This is a genomic window from Actinophytocola sp. NPDC049390 (assembly GCF_044466355.1).
Classification (GTDB): domain Bacteria; phylum Actinomycetota; class Actinomycetes; order Mycobacteriales; family Pseudonocardiaceae; genus Actinophytocola.
The window spans coordinates 236105-256191 of sequence record NZ_JBITMQ010000003.1; the positions used below are offsets into that span (position 1 = coordinate 236105).

Consider the following 20087-nt stretch of genomic DNA (forward strand, 5'->3'; position numbering starts at 1 on the left):
CTACAGCGGTAGCGTGTGGCCCAGCACGCCGAACGGGCGGGGGTCACCGGTGAACCGGTAGTGGCGCAACACGTCGGTGAAACCCATCCGGTAGTACAGCCGCCACGCGCGCGTCGGCCCCTCCGGCGTCGACAGCAGCACCTTCGACGAGCGCACACCGGCCAGCAGCCCGCGCAGCAACTCCTCGCCGACGCCCCGGCCCTGGCTCGCGGGCGCGACGTGCACCTCGGTCAGCTCGAAGTAGTCGTCGAGCCAGCGGTCCGCCTGCTCGACACCGGCCTGCTCGATGATCCCGCGGCGCACCTGCTCGTGCCACCACTGGCCCGCCGCGCCCCGGTAGCCGTACGCGATGCCCACCATGCGGTCGTCGGTGTCGAAGGCGCCGACGCAGCGCCACTCCGCGCGGAGCATGTGCGCGAGCCACATGGGTGCGCGTTGCTCCGCTGTGCCCATCGGGTAGCGCATCGCCGTGACGTACAGCGACAACGCTTCGTGCAGGCGGGCGCGCAGCTCGTCGGCGGAGAGGTCGACGAACCGTTCTACGCGTGGCGGGACCGCGGTCACGACAGGCGATTCTCCTCTCCGTCCGCGACGGCCGCAGCTGTGCCCCCCGTCATGGTGAGCAGATCGGCGTAGGTCGTCGGGAACACGGACTTCGGGTGGCCTGCGGCCGCCCACACCACCGCATAGCGTGCCAGGTCCTCGTCCACGACCGTGCGAATCCGGTTCGGGTGGCCCATCGGTGCCACGCCGCCGATCGCCTGACCGGTCTGTTCGCGCACGAACGCCGGGTCGGCCCTGCCCACCTCGTCCGCGCCGGTCAACCGCGCGAGGACGGCGGTGTCGGCGCGGTGGGCACCGGAGGTCAGCGCGAGCAACGGGCGCACCTCGTCACCGTGGGTAGCGCGGAAGACGAGGCTGTTGGCGATCGCCCCGACCTCGACGCCGAGCGCCTGTGCGGCGGCCGCCGCGGTGCGCACCTCGTCGTCGAGGATGCGGATGCCGTCCGCCGCCGCCGACATGCCCGCCTCGCGCAGCGCGGCGGCCAACTTGCTGATCGAGGGGTGGTCCAGAGAGGTCATGGGCCTATCTGACCACGGATGTGACGTGCCCCGCCGCTGAAATTCCCGGTCGAGGTTGAGTCTCCAGGCAGGCGGAGCTAAGCTCGAATTGTTCGAACACCCGTTCGAACGTCGGCTCGGTGGCAGGGTGGGGGAAGCGCCTTGCCACCGAGCCCCGCCGGCTTCCCCACGGCACGTCGTCACAGCCAGTGATGACTTCCCGATCCGCGAGGAGGTCCGGTGACCGCGACTCTCGACTTTCCCCATCACCACTCGGCGGCGCCCGAGTCAGCGTACGGCCTGCTCGCCCAGGCCGAGACCGGGCTGTCGGCCGCGGAACTCGAGCAGGACGCGGCACGGCGGTTCGCGGACGCCTACCTCGCGGCGCTGCGTGCCGCCGCGGCGCTGCTCGCCATGCGCGGGCGCCCGCACCGTGCCCGTTCGCGCCCGATGAGCGTCTGGACGCTGCTGTCGTCCGTCGCGCCGGAGCTGCGGGAGTGGGCGGCGTTCTTCGCGTCCTGCTCGGCGACGCGCGCGTCGGTGCAGGCGGGCATCACGCGGGCGGTCAGCGTCCGGTCCGCCGACGACCTCGTGCGGCAGGCGGGGCAGTTCATCGAGCTGGTGTCGCGGCTGGTCCGCGGCGCTGACGACCGGTGACCGTCACCCCACTGGTCGACTACGCCCGTCTTCTCGACGTACTGGACACGGAGGGGGAGCGGCTGGCCACGTCGGCCACCGGCACCGACCCGGAACTGGAGGTGCCGCACCTGCCGGGCATGCGGCTCGGCGAGGTGGTGCGGCACGTCGGTTCGGTCTACCGGATGGTCACCTCCTGGCTGCGGGACGGCGAACGGCCCACGCGCTGGCAGCGTGAGCCGGCGGCGGACCAGAGCGTCGTGGACTACCTGCGCGCCGGCCTGCTGGAGGTCGTCGACGAGCTGGACCGGCGGGACCCGCTCGACGGCGCCCCGACGTGGTGGCCGGAACACCAGGTCTACGGCTTCTGGTGCCGCAGGCTCGCACACGAGACCACCGTCCACCGCGTCGACGTGCAGCTGACCGGCGCGAAGCTCATCGTCGGCGACCTCGCGCAGGACGTGGCGACCGACGGCGTCGACGAGATCATGTCGCTGTGGTTCACCCACCGGCTCGGCGTGCTCGGCGTGTCGGACGTCGTGCCGGGCACGGTGGCCGTCAACGCGGGCGGCCGCCGTTGGATCGCGAAGGTCAGCACGACCGGCACCGCGGCGTGGCGGGCGACCGACGACGAACCGGCCGACGCCACGGTCTCCAGCGACCCGGTGGGCATGTACCTGTGGCTGTGGGGCAGGCGGCCGGGTGCGTACGTGCAGGAGTCGGGTGATCCGCTGCTGGTCGCGCAGCTGAGATCCCTGCTGCGGATCGCCACCCGCTGAAATGTCGGTGCTTTCCGCTAGTTTGCGGCACATGTCCACGCGACTGATCAACGTGGTGGTAGACGCGGCCGACTCGGCGGCCCTGGCCGAGTTCTGGGTGAACCTGCTGGGCTGGCGGGTGTCCCTTGCGAACGACGACGAGGTGGACGTGGTCGCGCCGCCGGACGACGGCTGGGAGTTCGACCTGGTCTTCGTCCCGGTGGCGAGCCCGAAGGTGGGCAAGAACCGCGTGCACCTCGACCTGTCCAGCGCCTCACCGGACCACCAGATGGCGATCGTGGCGCACGCGGAGTCCCTCGGCGCGACCCGGGTGGACGTCGGTCAGGGCACCGTCCCGTGGATCGTCCTGGCCGACCCGGAGGGCAACGAGTTCTGCGTGCTGGAACACCGGCCGGAGTACGCGGCGTCGGGGGCCGTCGCGGCGGTGGTCCTCGACGCCGAGAACCCGTTGCGCCTGGCGGAGTTCTGGTCGGCGGCGTCCGGCTGGCCGGTGGTGGAGACGACCCGGTGGACGGCGTCGCTCCGCTCACCGAGCGGGCGGGGTCCGTGGCTGGAGTGCATCCACACCGGCGAGCCGCACCGGGTGAAGAACCGCGTGCACCTGGACGTGGCTCCGCCGCCCGAGGACGACCAGCGGGCCGAGGTGACCCGTCTCGTGGAACTGGGGGCGCGCAAGGTGGACGTGGGGCAGGGATCGGTGCCCTGGCAGGTGATGGCCGACGTGGAGGGCAACGAGTTCTGCGTGCTGACGCCTCGGTGAGCTCAGGCGCCGCGGCGGCGCAGGCGGTCGTGGAGCACCCGGCGGACCAGCAGAGCGGCCTTGTCGCGGGTCGTGCCCTCCGGAAGCGGTTCGCCCTTCAGCGTCTGCAGCACTGACAGCAGCAGCTCGTTGGTGGTGGTCCACAGCGGCACGAACCTGCCGGTGACCGGGCCGGTCGCGGTCAGGGGGCCGCCCACCGCCTCGGTCACCGCCCGCGCGAGGTCCACGGTGCCCCCGTCGCGGAAGACCAGGTGCACCTCGTCGTTCTCCACGCGGAGCTCCATCTTGCGCGCCGCCTGCTCCTCCGGGGTCGCGTCGGTGGTGTCCTCGGTGTCGAACTCGTCCACCTTCGCGGCGATCGCGGCCGCGTCGATGCCCAGGTCGGCCAGCACCTTCGCGGCCATGCTGCCTTCCGCGCGGATCAGGGCCTCCAGCAGGTGGTGGCTGCCCATCGGCGCGTCGCCCGCCAGCGCCTGGGCCGCGGTGACGACCTCCTCCGCCGCGTTCGTGCGGGGTGCCGGTTCGGCTGCCGGGCGCTCGCGGACGCCGTCGCGGAGCAGGTCGTCGACCATCGCGCGAACGGCGCCCGCGTCGGGAATCCGGGCGGTCAGGAGCTCCGCCGCCAGCCCCCCGCCCTCGCGCTGCAACGCCAGCAGGATGTGTTCCGTGCCGATGTAGTTGTGCTTGAACTGCAACGCTTCCCGCAGCGACAGCTCCAGCGCCTTCTTGGCGCGCTTCGTGAACGGGATGTGGCCGACCCGCTCCGCCGTGCCGCGGCCGACCTTCTCCTCGATTCCCGTGCGCACCGCGGCCGCCGTGACGCCGAGGTTGCGCAGCGCTCGCGCCGCGACGCTCGTCGGCGTGGCGAACAGTCCCAGCAGGATGTGCTCGGTGCCGATGTAGTCGTGCCCCAGGTCGCGGGCTTCCTCCTGCGCGCGGACCACCACCGTGCGGGCGTCCGCGGTGAAGCGCTCGAACATGCACACGATGGTGTGCCCTGACTGTGACCCTGTCAATACACTGTCATTGATACCCTCTCCCTGTGACGGACTGGGATGAGCGGCTCTCCCGCTGGCAGGACGAGCTGGAGTTGTTCGCGCAGCTCGAGGAGACGCCGTGGGTCACGCTGGCCCAGGCCGAGCAGGAGACCGGGGTGTCGCGGTCGGCGCTGCGGGCCTGGTACCGCAACGGCGAGATCGAGTCGCGACTCGTCGACGGGCCCAACGGGCCGCAGCGGCTGGTACCCCTCGACGCCGTGGTCGCCAGAGCCGCGCGGTCACCGCGGATCCAGCGGCGGGCCGAGCGCGAGGTCAGCCTGGAGGCGCAGGTGACCTTGCTCCGCCACCGCGTCGACCAGTTGGAGCTGCGGCTGGCCGCGCTCGAGAAGGACAGGGAGAAGTAGGCGGCGGAGCCCCCAGGTCTCCGCCGCCTTTCCCTCCCCGGTCTTCGCCCCCGGTGCCGTCGTGCCGGGCCGCCCCCCCGCGACCCGTATCGATATTCAACCCACGTTCGTGGGCGGGGAACACGAAGCGAGCACGCAGTTTCACCGCCTGTGCGCGGCATGTGCGCCCGTGGACGGTTAGGCGCGCAGGCGCAGCCCCTTCGGCGTGGCGCGGAAGCCCGCGTCCCGCAGCACGTCCGCCAGTCCGGAGGTGAGTGCCTCCTCTCCGTCCGCACGCTGGACCGCCAGCTGACCGAGCCAGCCTTCCCGCACCGCACGCGACAACGCCTCAGCGGCCGCGCGCAACGCGGTGTCGTGCTCGGTGAAGGACAGCAGCGAGCGGCCGCCACGTTCCACGTACAGCGCGGGCACACCGTCCACGAGGACCGCGAGCGCGCCCGCTTTCCGTGCGGGGCGGTGCTTTCCGGTGCCCACCGGGTCCGGCCACGGCAGTGCCGCGCCGTACGGCTGCGCCGGGTCGGCCGCCGCCAGCACGGTCGCCTGCACGTCCGCCTCAAGTGCACTGTCTGCTTTGGACAGAGCGCGTAATCGGTCGACCGCCCCGCGTGCGGCGAACTGCGACGCGCCAAGGCCTTCCACGACGTAGCCGCGCACGATCTGGCCCGACTCCTCCATCGCGCGCAACACCTTGTACACGCCGGTGAACCCACCGGTCACCCGCTCGGTGTCGAGCGCACCACGGGTCAGCACACCGTGCCGTTCCAGGAACGCCTCCGCGCGGGCGTGTGCCCGGCGGGTCGGGTCCTCCTCCCTCGGGGCCACCAGCGACCACCGGCCCGCCACCGTCGGTGGGCCTGTCCTGCTCGGCATGGCGGGGCGTGCCCCACGCAACCGCGCGTACCGGCCGCGCGGGGTGGAGCCGCGTGGCTTGTGCGCCGCACCTCGCCCGGACACCAGCGCGCGCAACGGCGCGATCGTGTCGTTGGTGACGAGCCCCGACCACACCAGATCCCACAGCGCCACAACGACATCCGGGTCCGACGGTGCCTCGGCGCCACCGTCGAGCAGGATGGCGCCCGCGCGTTCCGCCAGTTGCCGGAAGAACAACGCGCCACCGTCCATCGCGGACAGCACCGCGCCGTGCAACGGTGTGTCCGGCACGGCCTCCTCGACGTCCGGCAGCAGCAGGTCCGCCACATCCGTCGGTGCCAGGGCGATCCAGCCGTCACCGCCCGCCAGCGCACCGGTGCCGCACCACGTCACCTCGCCCGCGGTGGTCAGCTCGTCCAGCAACGACGGCGTGTAGCCGGGTAACCGTGACGGCAGGATCAGCGACTCGAACCCGCTCGCGGGCAGCGGCGCCCCCGCCAGCTGTTCCACCACCGACAGCACGTCGTCGGCGGTCGGGGCGTGCCGCAAACGCTTGCCGACCCCGTGCCACGTGGGCAGGAACCGGCCCAGCGCCGCCGGTTCGACCGGTTCGACCTCGGCGCGCAGCTTCGCGAGCGACGCCCGGCGCACGCGCCGCAACACGTCCGCGTCGCAGTACTCCACGTGGGTGCCACCGGGCCGCAGCTCGCCGCGTACGAGCCGCCCCGTGCCGACCATGCGGTCGAGCACCCCGGTCACCACCGCGACACCCAGCCCGAACCGCGCCGCCACCTCCGCGGCGGGGAACGGGCCGTGTGTCCGCGCGTACCGCGACAGCAGGTCGCCCAGGGGGTCGTCCACCGGTTCCGTGAACGCCTCCGGCACGCCGACGGGCAGCGCCACCCCGAGCGCGTCCCGCATCCGGCCGGCGTCCTCGATGATCACGAACCGTTCCTCGCCCGCGATCCGCACCCGGATGACCCGCCGCTGCTTCTCCAGCTCGTCGAGCCAGCCCGGTTCCACGCCGCGCAGCGCCGCCTCCGCCGCCGACAGATCACCGAGGAACCGCAACAGGTCCGCCGTGTCCTCGGCGTGCCGGGCGTGCCGCGACTGCTCCAGCCGCTGCAGCGACTGCTCCACCTCGGCCAGCACGTCGGGGTCGAGCAGCTCCCGGATCGCCTCCGACCCCAGCAGTTCCGCCAGCAGCGACGAGTCCAGTGACAGCGCCGCCGCACGCCGCTCCGCCAGCGGCGCGTCGGCGTCGTAGAGGAACAGGCCCGCGTAGCCGAACAGCATGCTGCGCGCGAACGGCGACGGTGTCGGCGTCTCCACCTCGACGACCCGCACCTTCCGCGACCGCACCTCCGCCATCAGCGACTTCAGCCCCGGCAGGTCGTACACGTCCTGCAGGCACTCCCGCATGGCCTCCAGCACCACGGGGAACTGTTCGTACTTGGCCGCCACCGACAACAGCTGCGAAGCCCGCTGCCGCTGGCGCCACAACGGGGTCCGCTTGCGCGGGTCACGGCGCGGCAGCAACAACGACCTGGCCGCACACTCCCGGAACCGGGACGCGAACAACGCGGACCCGCCGACCTCGGTGACCACGATCTGCTCGATCTCGTCCGGGTCGAGCAGCACGTCCTCGGCCTCCGCCACGACGTCCGCGCCCTCGTCGTCGACCGTGTCCGGCAGCTGGATCACGATGCCGTCGTCGGAGTGCGCGACCCTGGCCTCGATGCCGCGCCGCTCCCGCAACCGCGCGCCGATCGCGAGCGCCCACGGCGCGTTGACCTGCGCGCCGAACGGTGAGTGCACCACCATCCGCCAGTCGCCGAGTTCGTCGCGGTACCGCTCGATGAGCATCGTGCGGTCGTCCGGGACGTGGCGGGTGGCCTCCTTCTGCTCGGTCAGGTACGCGATCAGGTTGCCCGCCGCGAACCCGTCGAGCCCGGCGGCCGCGGCCCGCGTCCTGGCCTCCGGTTCCGGCATGCTCGACATCTCGCGCAGGAACTTCCCCAGCGCACGGCCGAGTTCGAGCGGCCGCCCCGGCGTGTCGCCCTTCCAGAACGGCATCCGCGCGGGCTCACCGGGAGCGGGCGTCGCGATCACCCGGTCCGCGGTGATGTCCTCGATCCGCCACGACGACGTGCCGAGCAGGAACGTGTCGCCGACCCGCGACTCGTACACCATCTCCTCGTCCAGCTCACCGACCCGGGACCCGGACCCCGAGTCGGACGCCGGGGTCATGACGGTGAACAGCCCGCGGTCGGGGATCGTGCCGCCCGAGGTGACCGCGAGCCGCTGCGCGCCCGGCCGCCCGCGCAGCTCGCCGTTCACCCGGTCCCACGTCACCCTCGGCCGCAGCTCGCCGAACTCCTCCGACGGGTACCGGCCAGCCAGCATGTCCAGCACCGAGTGCAGCGCCGACTCGGGCAGCGCGGCGAACGGCGCCGCCCGCCGCACCAGCGCCGCCAGGTCCGTCACCGACCAGGTTTCGAGCGCCACCATCGCCACGACGTGCTGGGCGAGCACGTCGAGCGGGTTGCGCGGGTAGCGCATGGACTCGATCGCGCCCTCGCCCATCCGCTCCGCCACCACCGCGCACGACACCAGGTCGCCCCGGAACTTGGGGAACATCACCCCGCGCGACACCGCACCCACCTGGTGCCCCGCGCGGCCGATGCGCTGCATGCCGGACGCCACCGACGGCGGCGCCTCGATCTGGACGACGAGGTCGACCGCGCCCATGTCGATGCCCAGCTCCAGCGACGAGGTCGCCACCACGCACGGCAGCTGCCCCGACTTCAGCGCCTCCTCCACCGAGGTCCGCTGCTCGCGCGACATCGAGCCGTGGTGCGCCCTGGCCACGGTCGGGTTCTCGACCCCGGCCGCCCAGCCCGACTCCGCGATGGCCTCCGCGGGGAAGCGGCCCACGTCCTTCGGGTAGACGGCCTGTTCCGCGGCCAGCTCGTTCAGCCGGGACGTCAGCCGCTCCGCCAGCCGCCGCGAGTTGGTGAACACGATGGTCGACCGGTGCTGCCGGACCAGCTCCAGCACGCGTTCCTCGACCGCGGGCCAGATCGACGGTCTCCTCGGGCCGCCCATCCCACCGGTCATCTCCTCGAGCGTGCCGATGCCGCCCGGCAGGTCGAGGTCGAGGTCCGGGTCGGGCGTGACGGGCTGGTCCGGCGGCGGTGGACCGTCCAGCTCGGTCATGTCCTCGACCGGCACGACCACCGTCATCTCGATGGTCTTGCCGATCTTCGGCGCCACCACGCTGACCGGCCGCCCGCCCGCGAGGAACCCGCTGACCTCGTCGACCGGCCGGACCGTCGCCGACAGCCCGATCCGCTGCGCGGGCCGGGGGAGCAGCGCGTCGAGCCGTTCGAGCGACACGGCGAGGTGCGCGCCGCGCTTGGTGCCCGCGACCGCGTGCACCTCGTCGACGATCACCGTCTCCACGCCGCGCAGCGACTCGCGGGCGGCGGAGGTGAGGAGCAGGAACAGCGACTCCGGCGTGGTGACCAGGATGTCCGGCGGCGTGCGCTGGAACGACCGGCGTTCCTCGGCGGGCGTGTCGCCAGTGCGCATGCCGACCGTGATGCCCGGGTCGGGGTCGCCAAGCCTGCGCGCGGCCTGGCTGATGCCCGCGAGCGGCGCGCGCAGGTTGCGTTGCACGTCGACGGCCAGCGCCTTCAGCGGCGACACGTACAGAACACGGCAGCGTTCGGTGCGTTCCGCGGGCTTCGGCTGCGTGGCGAGCCGGTCGAGTGCCCACAGGAACGCCGCCAGCGTCTTGCCGGACCCGGTCGGCGCGACGACCAGCGCGTGCTCACCGTTCGCCGCCGCACGCCACGCGCCCGCCTGGGCGGCCGTGGGCGTGGCGAAGGCGCCGGTGAACCACTGCCTGGTCGCCGGCGAGAACAGGTCGAGCACGTCGGAACTCACGAGACCATGATGAACCCGGCCACCGACAATTTTGATTCGCGCAGGTCAGCGGCCGATATCCGGGACCTGTCCCATCGTGTCGGACCGTTCTGGCAGCATCTCTCCTGCGCAATGCGACGAGGGGAGAGTCGTGAACGTCCTGTCTGTGGATCTCGGCACATCGAACACGGTTGCCGTGCTGTCCGCGCACGGCAGGCCGCCGCGGGTGGTCGACGTGGACGGGGCGTCCATGATGCCGTCCGCGGTGTTCGCGGCCGAGGACGGAAACCTCGTGGTCGGCCGCGATGCCGAGCGCCGCGCCCGCCTCGACCCGGCCCGGTTCGAACCCAACCCGAAGCGCCGTGTCGACGAGGGCACGCTGCTGCTCGGGGACCAGGTCGTGCCGGTCACCGACGCGCTCGCCGGGGTGCTGCGGCGCGTCATCGACGAGACCTCCCGCCAGCTCGGCGGCAAGAAGCCCGACGAGGTCCGCCTCACCCACCCGGCCCAGTGGGGTCCGGTGCGGCGCAACGTGCTGCTGTCCGCGGCCCGCCAGGCGGGCATGGGCAGCAACCTCGTGCTGGTGCCCGAACCCGTCGCCGCGGCCGCCCACTTCGCGTCCTTCCCCGGGCAGACGCTCGCGCCCGGGCAGGCGCTCGCCGTGTACGACCTCGGCGCCGGCACGTTCGACGTGGCCATCGTCGGCGCCACCCAGAACGGGTTCGTCGTGCTGGCCGAGGCAGGCCTGCCCGACCTCGGTGGTCTCGACGTGGACCAGGCGCTGCTCGAACACGTCGGCCGGCAGGTGTCCATGCGGGACCCGGGCCGCTGGCAGAGCCTGCTGCGGCCGATGTCGACCGGTGACCGGCGTGCGCAGCGCGCGCTCCGCGAGGACGTGAAGGCGGGCAAGGAGTCGCTGTCGCGGCACCCGCAGACGGAGGTGCCGCTGCCGGAGCCGTTCGACGACGTGCTGGTCACGCGGGTCGAGCTGGAGGCGTTGATCCGGCCGGGCATGCTGCGCAGCGTCGAGCTGCTCGCGGGCACCATCCGGTCCACCGGCATGACGCCGGGGCGGCTCGTCGGCATCTACCTCGTCGGTGGCTCAAGCCGCATCCCGCTGATCGCGACCCTCATCGCCGAGCAGCTGCGGGTCGTGCCCACGTCCCTGGACCAGCCGGAGACGGCCGTCGCCCTCGGCGCGCACCACGTGCCGCAGGAGGGCATCACGCTGCGCACCAGCGACATCAGCAGCACCATCGAGGACGTCCAGCGCACCAGGCAGGTCGTGGCGCCGCGCACCGGCGGGTTCAACGCGGGCCCGCCGAAGCCGCCGCCACCACCGCCGCCGCCCACCGGGGCCACCCCGGCGCAGAACCCGTTCCCGAACAGCGGCCCGCAGCGGGTCCAGGGCCCGCCGAGCACGCCGACCCCGGTACCCGCGATGTCCTCGGGCCCCGGGCCGACGCAGTACCCGGTGCAGACGCAGCAGCGCCGCGGCTCGTCGAACAAGCCGTGGTACATCGCGACGGCCGTGGTCGCGGTCGTGGTGATCGCGGTGGTCAGCATCATCATCGCGACGTCCGGCAGCGGCGCGGCCGGTGGCGGCACCGTCGCCGGGGTCGACTGCGAGAGCCGCAAGGCCGACAGCAGCGGCATGAGCGAGTGCATGCGCAAGGTCGCGGGCGCGGTCGCGGAGAACAACGAGTGCGCCTCGGGCGCCGCGACCGCGGGCAGCCAGCCGATCGAGACCCCGGGCGCGACGGCCTCGACGTGCACGATGGACGACACGCACTCCGTCATGTACATGCACTTCGGCAACAGCGACAACCAGAACGGCGACCAGCTGTCCGGCACGGACTCCGCCAAGCAGTACATCGACACCGTCCTCAAGCAGCTGAAGGGCCTCGGCAACGGCGACCCGGAGCAGGGCGACTGGAAGGGCGGCGAGCTGACCGGCACCTATGCCGCCATCGACATCGGCGGTGGCAGCGGCATGATCGTGTTCGTGGTCAACGACTCCCCGATCGCCGGTGTGCTCATGAACATCGACATCGGTGGGTCCGGCGACATCAACGATCTGCTCGACTACTTCGACCAGCACGTCAAGCCAGGCGGTGACGGCGTCGGCTCGTGAGTGCGGGCGGGTCCGGCCACAGCGGACGGACGCGCATGGCAGCATGCTGCTGACCAGTCAGGTGCGAGGGGAGAGTCGTGGCCGTCCTGTCGGTTGACCTCGGTACGTCGAACACGGTTGCGGTGCTGTCCGCGCACGGGAGGCCGCCGAGGGTGATCGAGGTGGACGGGTCCGCCACGATGCCGTCCGCGCTCTTCGCGGACGACGACGGGAACCTCGTCGTCGGGCGCGACGCCGAGCGGCGGGCGCGGCTGGACCCGGCCCGGTTCGAGCCGAACCCGAAGCGGCGCGTCGACGAGGGCATGCTGCTGCTCGGCGACGTGGTCGTGCCCGTCACCGAGGCGCTCGGCGCCGTGTTGCGGCGCGTGATCGACGAGACGTCCCGCCAGCTCGGTGGCGCCAAGCCCGACGAGGTCCGGCTGACGCACCCCGCGCAGTGGGGTCCGGTGCGCCGCAACGTCCTCCTCGCCGCGGCCCGGCTGGCCGGGATGGGCAGCAACCTCGTCCTGGTACCGGAGCCGGTCGCCGCGGCCGCCCACTTCGCCTCGTTCCCCGGGCAGCAGCTCGGCCCCGGGCAGGCGCTCGCCGTGTACGACCTCGGCGCCGGCACGTTCGACGTCGCGATCGTCGCGGCCACGCAGAACGGCTACACCGTGCTCGCCGAGGCGGGGCTGCCGGACCTCGGTGGTCTCGACGTGGACCAGGCGCTGCTGGAGCACGTCGGCCGCCAGGTCTCGATCCGTGACCCAGCACGCTGGCAGAGCATCCTGCGCCCCGAGTCCACCGGCGACCGCCGTGCGCAGCGCGCGCTCCGCGAGGACGTCAAGGCCGCCAAGGAAGCGCTCTCGCGCCACCCGCAGACCGAGGTGCCGCTGCCGGAACCGTTCGACGACGTGCTGGTCACGCGGGTCGAGCTGGAGGCGCTGATCCGCCCCAGCCTGCTGCGCAGCGTCGAGCTGCTCGCCGCGACGATCCGCTCGACGGGCATGACGCCGGACCGGCTCGTCGGCATCTACCTGGTCGGTGGCTCCAGCCGCATCCCGCTGATCGCGACGTTGATCGCCGAGCAGCTGCGGGTGGTCCCGTCGAGCCTCGACCAGCCGGAGACGGCCGTCGCGCTCGGCGCGCACCACATCACGCCGGAGGGCGTCAGCCTCCGCACCAGCAACATCGGCCCGCAGGCACCGCCCACCGGCGGGTTCCACCAGCAGGCCATGCCCGCGCCGATGCCCCAGCAGGCGCCGCCCCAGCCCGCACCGCTGGGTCCCGGTCCGGTTCCGGGACCGTCCAGCGCGCCCACCCCGGTCGCCGCGCAGCCCTCACCCGCGGTCGGCAACCCCGTGCTCGGGCCGCCGAGCACGGCGTTCCCCGCGCAGACCCCGGTTCCGGCGCCCACCGGCAGGCGCAGGGTCCTGCTCGGGGTGGCCGCGGTCGTGGTCCTCGCGATCGTCGCCGTCGGCGCCGTGTTCCTGCTGCGGCCGGACAGCGACCTGCCGACCGCGGAGAGCTGCGGCCAGAAGGGCGAGCCCGACGGCAACGGGTTCACGTCCTGTCTGCGGCAGCTGGCGGGCGCGGTGGCCGACAGCGGCGACTGCGAACCCGCCGACGGCGACACCGACGCGGACGTCACGTGCTCGTTGTCCGACAGCTACCAGGTCAGCTACGCCCACGTCGCGTCCGTGGAGGACGCGCAGAAGCTCGCCAACGCGGAGCTGGGCGACATGACCGACGGCGACCACGTCGAGGCCCAGTGGAAGGGCAACGGCCTGGACGGGCGCTGGCGGGCCGGTGTCACCGGCGGCACGGGCGTGCTCGTGTTCACCGTCAAGGACCGGCCGCTCGTCGGCTGGCTGTCCAGGACGGAACTGCGTGCGTCGGACGAGTTCACCCCGGACACGCTCGGCGACTACTTCGCCGAGCACGTGCAGCCGGGCACCTGACCTAACGCCGGTTCCGCAGCGCCATCACGCCGATCACGATCGCGGCCACCAGGACGCCGATGATGCCGATGTCGATGAGCACCGACTCGAGGCCGGTCGGTTCGAGGTCGACCATGACCGGATTCTCCCAGATCCGGGCGGACTCGTAGGCTGGCACCGATGCGTATCACGGTGTTCCGCAAGCTCATGGCCCACGAATTCGGCGACGTGCGGGCCGACATGCTCGCCCGGGACCACGTCTTCAGCTCGCTGGGCGGGCGCACGGTGGACCAGGCGCTGGAGGCCGGGGTCGAGCCGAAGGAGATCTGGCGGGCGGTGTGCGACGCGTTCGAGGTGCCCGCCGAGCGACGGTAGGGAGCGGCGTCCGCAACGGCGTGTCGGCGCCGGCTCGAACAAGCGTTCGGCTAGCCTGTTGTCCACAACAGGGTGAGTTGTCCACAGGACGGGCCCCTCAGCCCGAAATTGTCGGTGCTTGCCGTTAGCGTCGCCGGCGTGAGTGCAAAGCGGTCTAAGAACAGTCAAGGTGGATCCCAGATGGCACCAGCAGCACCCGATCGCGCGAAGGCGTTGGAACTGGCCCTCGCCCAGATCGACAAGAACTTCGGCAAGGGTTCGGTCATGCGCCTCGGCGACGAGGGCAGGGCCCCGATCGAGGTCATCCCGACCGGCTCCATCGCGTTGGACATCGCGCTGGGCATCGGTGGCCTCCCACGCGGCAGGGTCGTGGAGATCTACGGCCCTGAGTCGTCCGGTAAGACGACCGTCGCCCTGCACGCCGTGGCCAACGCGCAGCGCAACGGCGGCATCGCGGCGTTCATCGACGCGGAACACGCGCTCGACCCCGAGTACGCGAAGGCGCTCGGCGTCGACACCGACGCGCTGCTGGTGTCCCAGCCGGACACCGGTGAGCAGGCGCTCGAGATCGCGGACATGCTGATCCGCTCCGGCGCGCTCGACATCCTGGTCATCGACTCCGTGGCGGCGCTCGTGCCCCGCGCCGAGATCGAGGGCGAGATGGGTGACAGCCACGTCGGTCTGCAGGCCCGCCTGATGAGCCAGGCGCTGCGGAAGATCACCGGTGCGCTCAACGCGTCCGGCACCACCGCGATCTTCATCAACCAGCTGCGTGAGAAGGTCGGCGTGATGTTCGGCTCACCGGAGACCACGACCGGTGGCAAGGCGCTGAAGTTCTACGCGTCCGTGCGCCTGGACGTCCGTCGCATCGAGACGCTGAAGGACGGCGGCGAGGCGGTCGGCAACCGGACCCGCGTCAAGGTCGTGAAGAACAAGGTCGCGCCGCCGTTCAAGCAGGCCGAGTTCGACATCCTCTACGGCAAGGGCGTGTCTCGCGAGGGCTCGCTCATCGACATGGGCGTCGAGCACGGCATCGTGCGCAAGTCCGGCGCCTGGTACACGTACGAGGGCGACCAGCTCGGCCAGGGCAAGGAGAACGCGCGGAAGTTCCTGCTCGAGAACCCGGACATCGCCAACGAGATCGAGAAGCGGATCAAAGACAAGCTCGGTGTCGGCGCGAAGCTCGACGCCGACGCCACCGAGCCCGCGCCCGCCCCGGTGGACTTCTAGCCGGTGGCAGGCCGTCGAGGAAGCCGGAGGCCGAACGACGACGCGGTCTCCGGCGCGGACCAGCGCGCCCCGAAGCCGCCGGACGACCCGGTCGCGCAGGCGAAGGAGATCTGCCTGCGCCTGCTGACCGCGCGCCCGCGGACGCGGGCCGAGCTGGCGCAGGCGCTCGCCCGCAAGGGGGTGGAGGAGGACGTGGCGTCGCAGGTGCTGGAGCGCCTCGACGAGGTCGGTCTGATCGACGACGCCGCGTTCGCCGAGGTGTGGGTGCGGTCGCGGCACAGCTACCAGGGGTTGAGTCGCCGCGCGCTGGCGATGGAACTGCGGCGCAAGGGGGTCGCGGACGAGTCCGCCCAGGAGGCGCTCGCCACGGTGGACTCCGACGCCGAGGAGGAGCGGGCTCGGGCGCTGGTGCGCAAGCGTCTGCGGTCACTCGGCGACGCCGAGGAGGCCGTGAAGGTGCGCAAGCTGGTGGGGATGCTGGCCCGGAAGGGCTACGGCGAGGGGCTGGCCTACCGAGTGGTGAAGGACGAGGTCCGGACCTCACTGCTCGACGACGCTCTGTGAGCTGATTCCCGGTGGTGGGGGCCTCGGGCTGATCTCGGGACCGCGGTCTGGGCTTGTCGAAGATTTTGGCTTGGACGGCCTGCCTGCCCTCCCGCCGGGAGGGCAGGCAGGCCGTCTTTGTGGGCTTTCGCCCGGCTTGCGCGATGTTGCGGGCCGGGGGCGCAGGGCCCGCCGTTTTCGTTCGGAACCTCTTCGGCTCGGAAGTTACTCGTGGGTATTTCCGTTGGCTTCATATGTTTTGCCTGGTGGTGCCTGTCCGGGCAGTGTCCTCACGGGACGGTGTCGCCTGTTGTCGGGGAAGTTTCACCGAATCGCAACCTTGCGTGTCGGTGGCGCGCTTGGCTTCGTGCGCGGGTTCTTCTTGATCGATCGCGTGATTTGGGCCATGTGTGTAGGGCGTCCTAACTAAGTGTTGCATTCTGTATGCAATGCGTTCTCCTAAACGGCGGAACGGTGTGAATTCCGCGTAGTGGAGCCGAATTCGCTGCTTCGGCGCGGTTGTTCCGCGAAGGCCGGGTGCACGGAGTACGGTCTGGGTTCGAGGTCGCCGACGGGCGTGCCCCAGGACACCTTCTGTGCAGGCCGCTCACCGGCGCTTTCCCAGCGTGTGGTACTTCTCCTCTTGCCACCGACGGCACAGTTGGCGGCTCGGCGGTCGTCTCCCGTGGCGGCGTCGCCGAAGGGGAGTGGACCGTAGGAAGGTGTCGACGATGCCGACCCATCGCGCACCGGGTGTGACACGCGGAACGCCGCCGCTGGCACAGATCGCGGTTAGTCTCTGACAAACAAATCGTTCCGGAGTCGAGGACAAACAATGAAGGCAGGCGTCGGTGCCCCCGAACGGGCGCAAATTACCGAGCGCACGTATCGGACCGACCGTTGGTGGGCCTACCCGCTGAGTACTGGTGGGATCCTGCTGTTCTTCACCGCGTACGCGCTGGTCCGCTACTTCATGAACGACCACTACTGGGCGGCGGAGGAGCACTACCTCACGCCCATGTACTCGCCGTGCGTCAACGAGGCGTGCGTCCCGGGCTCCAGCCACTTCGGTGAGTTCATCCCGACCTACCCGGCGTGGATCCCGATCGGCATCATCACCTTCCTGGTGCTCCTCGGTTTCCGGGCGACCTGCTACTACTACCGCAAGGCCGCCTACCGGTCCCTGATGTTCTCCCCGGCCGCGTGCGCCGTCCCCGAGCCGGCCAAGAAGTACTCCGGCGAGCGCAAGTTCCCGTACATCTTCACCAACGGGCACCGCTACTTCTTCTACGCCGCGCTCCTCTTCGCCGGCATCAACGTCTACGACGCGGTGCTTGCCTTCCACGGCAAGGACGGCGGCATCGGCATGGGCCTCGGCACGATCATCATCCTGATCAACGTGGTGTTCCTCGTGCTGTACACGCTGTCCTGCCACGCGTGCCGGCACATCATCGGCGGCAAGCTGAAGCACTTCTCGAAGCATCCGATCCGCTACCGCTACTGGCAGTTCGTGTCCAAGCTCAACCCGCGGCACGGCCAGTTCGCCATGATCTCGCTCTTCACGGTGATCATCACGGACGCCTACATCATGGCGGTGGCCGCGGGCTGGATCACCGATCTGCGGATCTTCAACTGAGGGACTGAGAAGGAACCATGGTTCAGGTTCAGGTCGAGCGATACGACTACGACGTCATCGTCATCGGTGCGGGTGGCGCCGGTCTGCGAGCCGCCATCGAGGCCCGGCAGCAGGGCAAGAAGACCGCGATCATCTCGAAGTCGCTCTTCGGCAAGGCCCACACCGTCATGGCAGAGGGCGGCTGCGCCGCCTCGATGGGCAACGTCAACGAGAAGGACAACTGGCAGGTCCACTTCCGCGACACGATGCGCGGCGGGAAGTTCCTCAACAACTGGCGGATGGCCGAGCTGCACGCCAAGGAGGCCCCGGAGCGCGTCTGGGAGCTGGAGACCTACGGTGCGCTGTTCGACCGCACCAAGGACGGCAAGATCAGCCAGCGCAACTTCGGTGGCCACACCTACCCGCGCCTCGCGCACGTCGGTGACCGCACCGGCCTCGAGATGATCCGCACCATGCAGCAGAAGATCGTCTCGCTGCAGCAGGAGGACTTCGCGGAGTTCGGTGACTACGAGGCCAAGCTGAAGGTCTTCCCCGAGTGCACGGTCACCGAGCTGATCAAGGACGGCGACCGGATCGCGGGCGCGTTCGGCTACTGGCGCGACTCCGGCAAGTTCGTCCTCTTCGAGGCGCCCGCCATCGTGCTGGCGACCGGCGGCATCGGCAAGTCGTTCAAGGTCACCTCGAACTCCTGGGAGTACACCGGCGACGGCCACGCGCTGGCACTGCGCGCGGGCGCCACGCTGATCAACATGGAGTTCGTCCAGTTCCACCCGACCGGCATGGTCTGGCCGCCGTCGGTGAAGGGCATCCTCGTCACCGAGGGCGTCCGCGGTGACGGTGGTGTGCTGAAGAACTCCGACGGCAAGCGCTTCATGTTCGAGTACATCCCGGACGTGTTCAAGGGCCAGTACGCGGAGACCGAGCAGGAGGCCGACGGCTGGTACGCCGACCAGGACAACAACCGCCGCACCCCCGACCTGCTGCCCCGTGACGAGGTCGCCCGCGCGATCAACTCCGAGGTCAAGGCGGGCCGTGGCTCACCCCACGGCGGCGTGTTCCTGGACATCGCGAGCCGCCTCCCCGCCGAGGAGATCAAGCGGCGCCTGCCGTCGATGTACCACCAGTTCAAGGAGCTGGCGGACGTCGACATCACCGCGCAGCCCATGGAGGTCGGCCCGACCTGCCACTACGTCATGGGTGGCATCGAGGTCGACCCCGACACCGCGTCGTCGATCGTGCCCGGCCTGTTCGCGGCCGGTGAGGTCGCGGGCGGCATGCACGGCTCCAACCGGCTCGGTGGCAACTCGCTGTCCGACCTGATCGTGTTCGGCCGCCGCGCCGGTCTCGGCGCGTCGGAGTACGTGGACGCGCTCGACCAGCGCCCGAAGATCTCCGAGTCCAATGTGGACGGCGCGGCCGAGCGTGCGGTGAACCCGTTCGACTACCCGGCGGGCGGCCAGTCGGAGAACCCGTACACCATCCACGCCGAGCTGCAGCAGTCGATGAACGACCTCGTCGGCATCATCCGCAAGGAAGAGGAAGTCCAGCAGGCGCTGGACAAGCTCGAGGAGCTGAAGGCGCGGGTGAAGAACGTGGCCGTCGAGGGTCGCCGCGAGTTCAACCCCGGCTGGCACCTCGCGCTCGACCTGCGCAACATGCTGCTCGTCAGCGAGTGCGTCGCGAAGGCCGCGCTGATGCGCACGGAGAGCCGAGGCGGCCACACCCGCGACGACTTCCCCGGCATGGACTCCCAGTGGCGCAACACCTTGCTCGTGTGCGAGGCCTACGACCAGGGTGCGAAGGTCACGCCGAAGGAGCAGGTGCCGATGCGCGAGGACCTGCTCGAGCTGTTCGAGCTGTCCGAGCTCGAGAAGTACTACACGGATGAGGAACTGGCCGCTCATCCTCAGAGGGGTGAGTCATGAGCGGAGCTTGCGGAGCGAATCAACAAAGCTGGGCGACCCGCGAGCGGCCGCTCGGAGCCTGCGAGGAGCGGTCATGAGCTACAAGGGCAACTTCAAGGTTTGGCGCGGTGACGCGGACGGCGGCGGCCTGGAGGACTACGTCGTCGAGGTCAACGAGGGTGAGGTCGTCCTCGACATCATCCACCGCCTGCAGGCCACGCAGGCGCCGGACCTCGCCGTGCGCTGGAACTGCAAGGCGGGCAAGTGCGGCTCGTGTTCCGCTGAGATCAACGGCATGCCGCGGCTGATGTGCATGACGCGCATGTCGGTGTTCTCCGAGTCGGAGACGATCACGGTCACGCCGCTGCGCACGTTCCCGGTGGTCCGCGACCTCGTCACCGACGTGTCGTACAACTACCAGAAGGCGCGGGAGATCCCGTCCTTCGCGCCGCCGAAGAACCTCGGTCTCGGCGAGTACCGGATGAAGCAGCAGGACGTCGAGCGCTCGCAGGAGTTCCGCAAGTGCATCGAGTGCTTCCTGTGCCAGAACACCTGCCACGTCATCCGTGACCACGAGGAGAACAAGGAGCACTTCGCGGGCCCGCGTTTCCTCATGCGCGTCGCCGAACTGGACATGCACCCGCTCGACCAGGCGGACCGCGTGCGCGAGGCGCAGGAGGAGCACGGCCTCGGGTTCTGCAACATCACCAAGTGCTGCACCGAGGTGTGCCCCGAGCACATCAAGATCACCGACAACGCGCTGATCCCGATGAAGGAGCGCGTGGTCGACCGCAAGTACGACCCGGTGGTGTGGCTGGGCAACAAGCTGTTCCGCCGCAGCGGCAGCCGCCACTGAGCACACACTGGGCACAGCTCACCGGAGCCGCACGAACTTCGTGCGGCTCCGG

16 protein-coding genes are annotated in these 20087 nt (G+C 70.8%); 12 read left to right on the plus strand and 4 right to left on the minus strand.

Translation table 11 applies throughout. The annotated features are described in order from the left end of the window. Positions 1-564, minus strand: coding sequence for a GNAT family N-acetyltransferase (locus ACIBVP_RS12120; protein ID WP_396106109.1), 564 nt, complete (start codon positions 562-564; stop codon positions 1-3). Next, on the minus strand, positions 561-1082 hold the full coding sequence (locus ACIBVP_RS12125) for a YbaK/EbsC family protein (protein WP_396106110.1): 522 nt from the start codon (positions 1080-1082) through the stop codon (positions 561-563). The genes ACIBVP_RS12120 and ACIBVP_RS12125 overlap by 4 nt, the downstream gene beginning before the upstream one ends. Positions 1083-1301: 219 nt before the next feature. Here ACIBVP_RS12125 and ACIBVP_RS12130 point away from each other — a divergent pair, with 219 nt between their 5' ends. Genes ACIBVP_RS12130 through ACIBVP_RS12140 form a run of 3 tightly spaced genes read left to right on the plus strand, consistent with a single transcriptional unit; the run spans position 1302 to position 3236 of the window. Next, the gene (locus ACIBVP_RS12130) at positions 1302-1718 is read left to right on the plus strand and encodes an SAV_6107 family HEPN domain-containing protein (protein ID WP_396106111.1); all 417 of its coding nucleotides are present in this window, start codon (positions 1302-1304) and stop codon (positions 1716-1718) included. Beyond that, positions 1715-2476, plus strand: a complete 762-nt coding sequence (locus ACIBVP_RS12135; RefSeq protein WP_396106112.1) for a maleylpyruvate isomerase N-terminal domain-containing protein — start codon at positions 1715-1717, stop codon at positions 2474-2476. Before ACIBVP_RS12130 ends, ACIBVP_RS12135 begins: the two co-directional genes overlap by 4 nt. 31 nt (positions 2477-2507) lie before the next feature. Further along, the gene (locus ACIBVP_RS12140) at positions 2508-3236 is read left to right on the plus strand and encodes a VOC family protein (RefSeq protein WP_396106113.1); all 729 of its coding nucleotides are present in this window, start codon (positions 2508-2510) and stop codon (positions 3234-3236) included. 2 nt (positions 3237-3238) lie between these two features. Here ACIBVP_RS12140 and ACIBVP_RS12145 read toward each other — a convergent pair whose 3' ends face one another. Then, entirely contained in the window at positions 3239-4216 is a 978-nt protein-coding gene (locus ACIBVP_RS12145; RefSeq protein WP_396106114.1) for a Clp protease N-terminal domain-containing protein, read from the minus strand. Positions 4217-4278: 62 nt separating this feature from the next. Between ACIBVP_RS12145 and ACIBVP_RS12150 the strand changes: the two genes are divergently transcribed. Beyond that, complete coding sequence (locus tag ACIBVP_RS12150) at positions 4279-4638, plus strand: excisionase (RefSeq protein WP_396106115.1); 360 nt, start codon at positions 4279-4281, stop codon at positions 4636-4638. Between the two features lie 177 nt (positions 4639-4815). On the opposite strand, the gene ACIBVP_RS12155 is transcribed toward ACIBVP_RS12150, so the two are convergent. After that, positions 4816-9459, minus strand: a complete 4644-nt coding sequence (locus ACIBVP_RS12155; protein ID WP_396106116.1) for an ATP-dependent helicase — start codon at positions 9457-9459, stop codon at positions 4816-4818. Positions 9460-9589: 130 nt separating this feature from the next. On the opposite strand from ACIBVP_RS12155, the gene ACIBVP_RS12160 reads away from it, so the two are divergent. The 8 genes from ACIBVP_RS12160 (at position 9590) to ACIBVP_RS12195 (ending at position 20035) form a co-directional block, all read left to right on the plus strand. Next, positions 9590-11572 (plus strand): Hsp70 family protein, encoded by a 1983-nt coding sequence (locus ACIBVP_RS12160; protein ID WP_396106117.1) that lies wholly within the window; start codon positions 9590-9592, stop codon positions 11570-11572. 77 nt (positions 11573-11649) lie between these two features. Continuing rightward, positions 11650-13512 (plus strand): Hsp70 family protein, encoded by a 1863-nt coding sequence (locus tag ACIBVP_RS12165; RefSeq protein WP_396106118.1) that lies wholly within the window; start codon positions 11650-11652, stop codon positions 13510-13512. A 159-nt stretch (positions 13513-13671) separates the two neighbouring features. Next, positions 13672-13866 (plus strand): DUF3046 domain-containing protein, encoded by a 195-nt coding sequence (locus ACIBVP_RS12170; protein WP_396106119.1) that lies wholly within the window; start codon positions 13672-13674, stop codon positions 13864-13866. A gap of 180 nt (positions 13867-14046) precedes the next feature. Next, a complete protein-coding gene (gene recA, locus ACIBVP_RS12175; RefSeq protein ID WP_396106120.1) occupies positions 14047-15096 on the plus strand; it encodes a recombinase RecA in 1050 nt (349 codons plus the stop codon). 3 nt (positions 15097-15099) lie between these two features. Continuing rightward, a complete protein-coding gene (gene recX / locus ACIBVP_RS12180) occupies positions 15100-15660 on the plus strand; it encodes a recombination regulator RecX (protein WP_396106121.1) in 561 nt (186 codons plus the stop codon). An 814-nt stretch (positions 15661-16474) separates the two neighbouring features. After that, complete coding sequence (locus ACIBVP_RS12185; RefSeq protein WP_396106122.1) at positions 16475-17275, plus strand: hypothetical protein; 801 nt, start codon at positions 16475-16477, stop codon at positions 17273-17275. Between the two features lie 17 nt (positions 17276-17292). Further along, positions 17293-19200 carry a fumarate reductase/succinate dehydrogenase flavoprotein subunit gene (locus ACIBVP_RS12190; RefSeq protein ID WP_396106123.1) on the plus strand — a complete coding sequence of 636 codons (1908 nt, stop codon included), beginning with the start codon at positions 17293-17295 and terminating at the stop codon, positions 19198-19200. Between the two features lie 73 nt (positions 19201-19273). Next, positions 19274-20035, plus strand: a complete 762-nt coding sequence (locus tag ACIBVP_RS12195) for a succinate dehydrogenase/fumarate reductase iron-sulfur subunit (RefSeq protein WP_396106124.1) — start codon at positions 19274-19276, stop codon at positions 20033-20035. Positions 20036-20087 lie beyond the last annotated feature (52 nt).

Coding starts and splice junctions, on each gene's coding strand:
- ACIBVP_RS12190 (WP_396106123.1), top strand. CDS start 17,293: ATGGTTCAGGTTCAGGTCGAGCGATACGACTACGACGTCATCGTCATC.
- ACIBVP_RS12145 (WP_396106114.1), bottom strand. CDS start 4,216: ATGTTCGAGCGCTTCACCGCGGACGCCCGCACGGTGGTGGTCCGCGCG.
- ACIBVP_RS12140 (WP_396106113.1), top strand. CDS start 2,508: ATGTCCACGCGACTGATCAACGTGGTGGTAGACGCGGCCGACTCGGCG.
- recA (WP_396106120.1), top strand. CDS start 14,047: ATGGCACCAGCAGCACCCGATCGCGCGAAGGCGTTGGAACTGGCCCTC.
- ACIBVP_RS12125 (WP_396106110.1), bottom strand. CDS start 1,082: ATGACCTCTCTGGACCACCCCTCGATCAGCAAGTTGGCCGCCGCGCTG.
- ACIBVP_RS12185 (WP_396106122.1), top strand. CDS start 16,475: ATGAAGGCAGGCGTCGGTGCCCCCGAACGGGCGCAAATTACCGAGCGC.
- ACIBVP_RS12170 (WP_396106119.1), top strand. CDS start 13,672: ATGCGTATCACGGTGTTCCGCAAGCTCATGGCCCACGAATTCGGCGAC.
- ACIBVP_RS12195 (WP_396106124.1), top strand. CDS start 19,274: ATGAGCTACAAGGGCAACTTCAAGGTTTGGCGCGGTGACGCGGACGGC.